The following is a 4,100-nucleotide window of genomic DNA, read 5'->3' as shown; positions in this document are numbered from 1 at the left end:
ATACTGGTTTAAGACTTCCCTCTGCATCAGATCCCTGAAATCCATAAAGAGCCAAGAGTTATTAGGAGATCGCCATCCTTATGTAGCTACCAGTTTAATTAGTTTAGCCCTACTCTACAAAAACCAAGGAAGATACACAGAAGCAAAACCCTTGTATAAAGATGCTTTAGCTTTGTGTAAAGAGTTATTAGGAGATCGCCATCCTTATGTAGCTACCAGTTTAATTAGTTTAGCCCTACTCTACGATAAGCAAGGAAAATACTCAAAAGCAGAACCCTTGTTTAAAGATGCTTTAACTTTGTATAAAGAGTTATTAGGAGATCGCCATCCTTATGTAGCTACCAGTTTAAATAATTTAGCCCTACTCTACGATAAGCAAGGAAGATACACAGAAGCAGAACCCTTATATATTGAAGCAGTAGCTATTGCAGAAGAGAAATTAGGGGTTGATCATCCTTACACAGTTATCATGCGAAATAATTTACCTATGTTGAGAGAGTCTCAATCATAAAGATAGCTTTTCTCGGACTCATGAAGTACACCTAACTCCTGCCTTCTGCCCCCTGCCTTCTGCCTCAAAGAGATAACCTTTGTACCTCACAAATGTGAGAACTGCTATATTAAAAGTCTTATCTTGACTATCATTTATTCTTTATCTATAACAGTGTATCTGTGTTGAAAAATTATTGATCACTGTTGCAAAATGATTGCTTAATACCGAAAAATAATTGACACTTATTGCAAAATAATTGATCAATAGTCCTTAACTATTAACCACTGCTACTGAATAATTGACGCTTGTTGCAGAATAATTAATCAATAGTCCTAAATTATTGATCACCCTTCCAAAATGACTCCACTCTCCTTTTTTCCTCTGTAACTATTTACCTTTTACAGCAATTTTCATTTGCATAGATTACATAGTAAAAAAAATATACTCCCCACACTTCCCACTCCTCCCTGTTACTGAGCGAAGTCGAAGTACACTCCCCACCCTCACTCAGCCGAGATTTTGATACACCCAATTGAAAACTGCTATTACTGTTCAGCTATAGCTTTTCTCAGACTCATAAAGTACATATAACTCACATCTTGCACCTTCGATAAAACTGGCTAGTTTGTAAGCATTCAGCTATCAGCTATCAGCCATCAGTTGAAACATATCAATCTCTATCATCTACTGTGAGTGAGATTAAACATAAGCTTAACGCTTTCAGCTAAGACATGAAAGCCGAACGCTGTGCGATAGCGCCGGAACGGAGTGAGGAACTGCTTAATAATTTAAGTTTTTATGTGCTGGTGCAAGATGTCAGTTTAATATTTGCCACCAGTTTATAGCTTTTTTTGAACTCATAAAATACACCTAACTCCTGCCCCCTGCCCCCTGCCTTCTGACTCCTAAAACTAGAAAAATTTGTACTTCACAAGTATGAGAACTGCTATATACTCTTTACTCATAAAGAAATATTACAGACTGACTATTTACACTAATTAAAAGGGAAAAACTAAATTAACTCAAATTGCTGCTTGATTTTTGATTTCATTAACATTATGGTTATTAGAGAAAAAACAGACCTTTTTTTGTACCGCGCCCATGTTGCCATTGATAACGCTTTAACCTTTGTAGAAATTCAAACCTATCTTAATCAATACGGTTACACCAAAATTAAACTACAAGAAGGACAAAAACTCTACAACATTGCCTTAGAAGCTTGTCAGAAACAACAACAAGAATACGGACAACAAATGAGTTCCACAGAAACAGTTAATACTATGTGGAAAAAAGCCAAAGAAAGTTATATGCGCTGTGTTAAAATTTCCAGAGTAGCCTTTAAAAATAATACAGGAGTTGCTAGGGCATTAGGATTAAACGGAGAAAGAAAAAAGACCCTTTCAGGATGGTTAAACCAAGCTAAACAATTTTATCAAAATGCTTTAAATGATCCCGAAGTTCTCAAAAAGTTAACCGAATACGGAATAACAAAAATCAAATTAGAAGCAGCACAAAACGACACCGACGACTTAGAAACTGCTAGTTTAATGCAGGAAAAAGGAAAAGGAGACGCACAAAACGCCACTCAATTTAAAAATAAAGCCCTAACAAACTTACAACTTTGGTTAAGAGACTTTATTGCGATCGCAAAAATAGCTTTAGAAACTGAACCTCAACTATTAGAAGGACTTGGTATTTTAGAACGTTCATCGTAGGTTGTTAGCTATTAGTGTTTAGCTTTCAGCTATCAGCTATCAGCTATCAGCTTAAAACTAAGGCAAAAAAGCTGACTGCTGACTGCTGACTGCTGACGGCTAACTGCTATCTAAACATTAACTAAACTACGAGTATGACGCTCTTTTAGATAAGCCATAAATTCCCGTCCTTCCCGCAAACGACGTACTAACATTTGCGGATCTCCTAACATTTCTTTAACGATAGGTACAATGGTTTGACGACGGAAATAGAAACGACGATACATCTGTTCAACCCCTTCTTCAATTTCCGCAGCAGAAAGATTAGGATACTGTAAAGTAGAAAGTTGAATACCAGAACTTGCTACTAAATTCTTATTAGTAAACCAACCGTTTTCTTGCGCTTGTTTGTACAATTCTGTGCCAGGATAAGGGGAAGCAATAGAAACTTGAATTGTATGAGGACTAATATCACAAGCAAAGCGGATAGTGTCTTCAATAGTTTCTCTGCTTTCGTTGGGTAAACCGAGAATAAATGCCCCGTGTACTTTAATACCTAGTTTATTGCAGTTCTTCATGAACCTACGGGCAACTTCTAATTTGATGCCTTTTTTCACCCCGTCTAGTATCCCTTGATTTCCAGATTCAAAGCCTACTAATAAGAGACGTAAACCATTGTCTCGTAAAGTTTTTAGGGTCTCGTAATCTAAGTTAGCACGGGCGTTACAACTCCAAGTTAGGTCAAGCTTTTTCAAGTGTTCACTAATAGCCATAACCCGTTTTTTATCGATGGTAAAAGTATCGTCATCGAAGAAATATTCCCGAACTTCATCACCCCAAATGGACTTAGCTAAAGCCATTTCTTTGCCCACAGCTTCCGGACTTTTAGCGCGGTATTGATGTCCCCCGATGGTTTGAGGCCACAAACAGAACGTACATTGTGCCGGACAGCCTCTGCCTGTGTACAAGGAAACGTAAGGATGGAGTAAATAACCGATAAAATAGTTACGAAAACTGAGGTGTTGATCGTACATGGGGAAAACACTGGGCATAGAGTCCCAATCGTGAATTAACTCCCGTTCTTCGGTATGTTTAATGTTACCGGACTTGTCACGATAACTTAGCCCCTTAATCTCTTGGTAGGGTTTTCCTTCTGCTAATTCCTTACAAGTGTAATCAAATTCGTTGCGACAAACAAAGTCTATAATGGGGTGATCTTCAAGGGTTTTACTGGGTAAAACTGCAGCGTGCGCCCCTAATAAACCTACTTGTGTGTCGGGGTTTTGGGCTTTAATAGCTGAAGCACATTTGACATCGTTGGGTAAGGTGGGAGTACCGGTATACATAATAACCAGTTCGTAGTCCTTAGCAATTTTTAAGACATCCTCAACGCTTTGATAATGAGCGGGAGCATCCACTAACTTACTACCTGGAACTAAAGCCGCCGGTTGAGCTAACCAAGTGGGATACCAAAAAGAGGTAATCTCTCGTTTTGCTTGATATCTAGCACCTGCTGCCCCATCAAAACCCTCAAAAGAAGGAGGACTCAAAAATAAGGTTTTCTTCATGTTTTTTCCTTACCGTTAACATATTAATCGCGTACATTACTCATAGGTACACATACCGAATGAGCAAGTTTTCGTAATGCTAACGAATTTTCTCTTGACTGATCAATTAATTAATAAAGATGTAATCTATGGTAGTTAGCTGTTAGCTATCAGCGTTCAGCGTTCGGCTATCAGCGTTCAGCTATCAGCTATCAGCGTTCAGCGTACAATGAATCTCAAACAGCCGACGGCTGCCTCCTGCCTCCTGCCTCCTGACTCCTGACTCCTGACTCCTGACTCCTGACTCCTGCCTCCTGCCTCCTGCCTCCTGCCTCCTGCCTCCTGCCTCCTGCCTCCTGCCTCCTG

3 protein-coding genes are annotated in these 4,100 nt (G+C 39.0%); 2 read left to right on the top strand and 1 reads right to left on the bottom strand.

All coding sequences use genetic code 11. The annotated features are described in order from the left end of the window. Positions 1 to 511: tetratricopeptide repeat protein (locus tag P9B04_RS15875; protein ID WP_342055962.1), on the top strand; the 511-nt coding region annotated here is incomplete at its 5' end. Between the two features lie 1,040 nt (positions 512 to 1,551). Further along, positions 1,552 to 2,208: a hypothetical protein gene (locus tag P9B04_RS15870; protein WP_342055961.1), complete on the top strand. Its 657-nt coding sequence runs from the start codon at positions 1,552 to 1,554 to the stop codon at positions 2,206 to 2,208. A gap of 110 nt (positions 2,209 to 2,318) precedes the next feature. Here the strand turns inward: P9B04_RS15870 and hpnJ are convergent, their stop codons facing one another. After that, complete coding sequence (hpnJ, locus tag P9B04_RS15865) at positions 2,319 to 3,755, bottom strand: hopanoid biosynthesis associated radical SAM protein HpnJ (protein ID WP_342055960.1); 1,437 nt, start codon at positions 3,753 to 3,755, stop codon at positions 2,319 to 2,321. Positions 3,756 to 4,100: the final 345 nt, after the last annotated feature.

Source organism: Crocosphaera sp. Alani8 (assembly GCF_038442745.1).
In the GTDB taxonomy this organism is placed as follows: Bacteria; Cyanobacteriota; Cyanobacteriia; order Cyanobacteriales; family Microcystaceae; genus Crocosphaera.
Note: the sequence above shows the minus strand (reverse complement) of the source record. Positions and strands in the feature narration are given on the sequence as shown.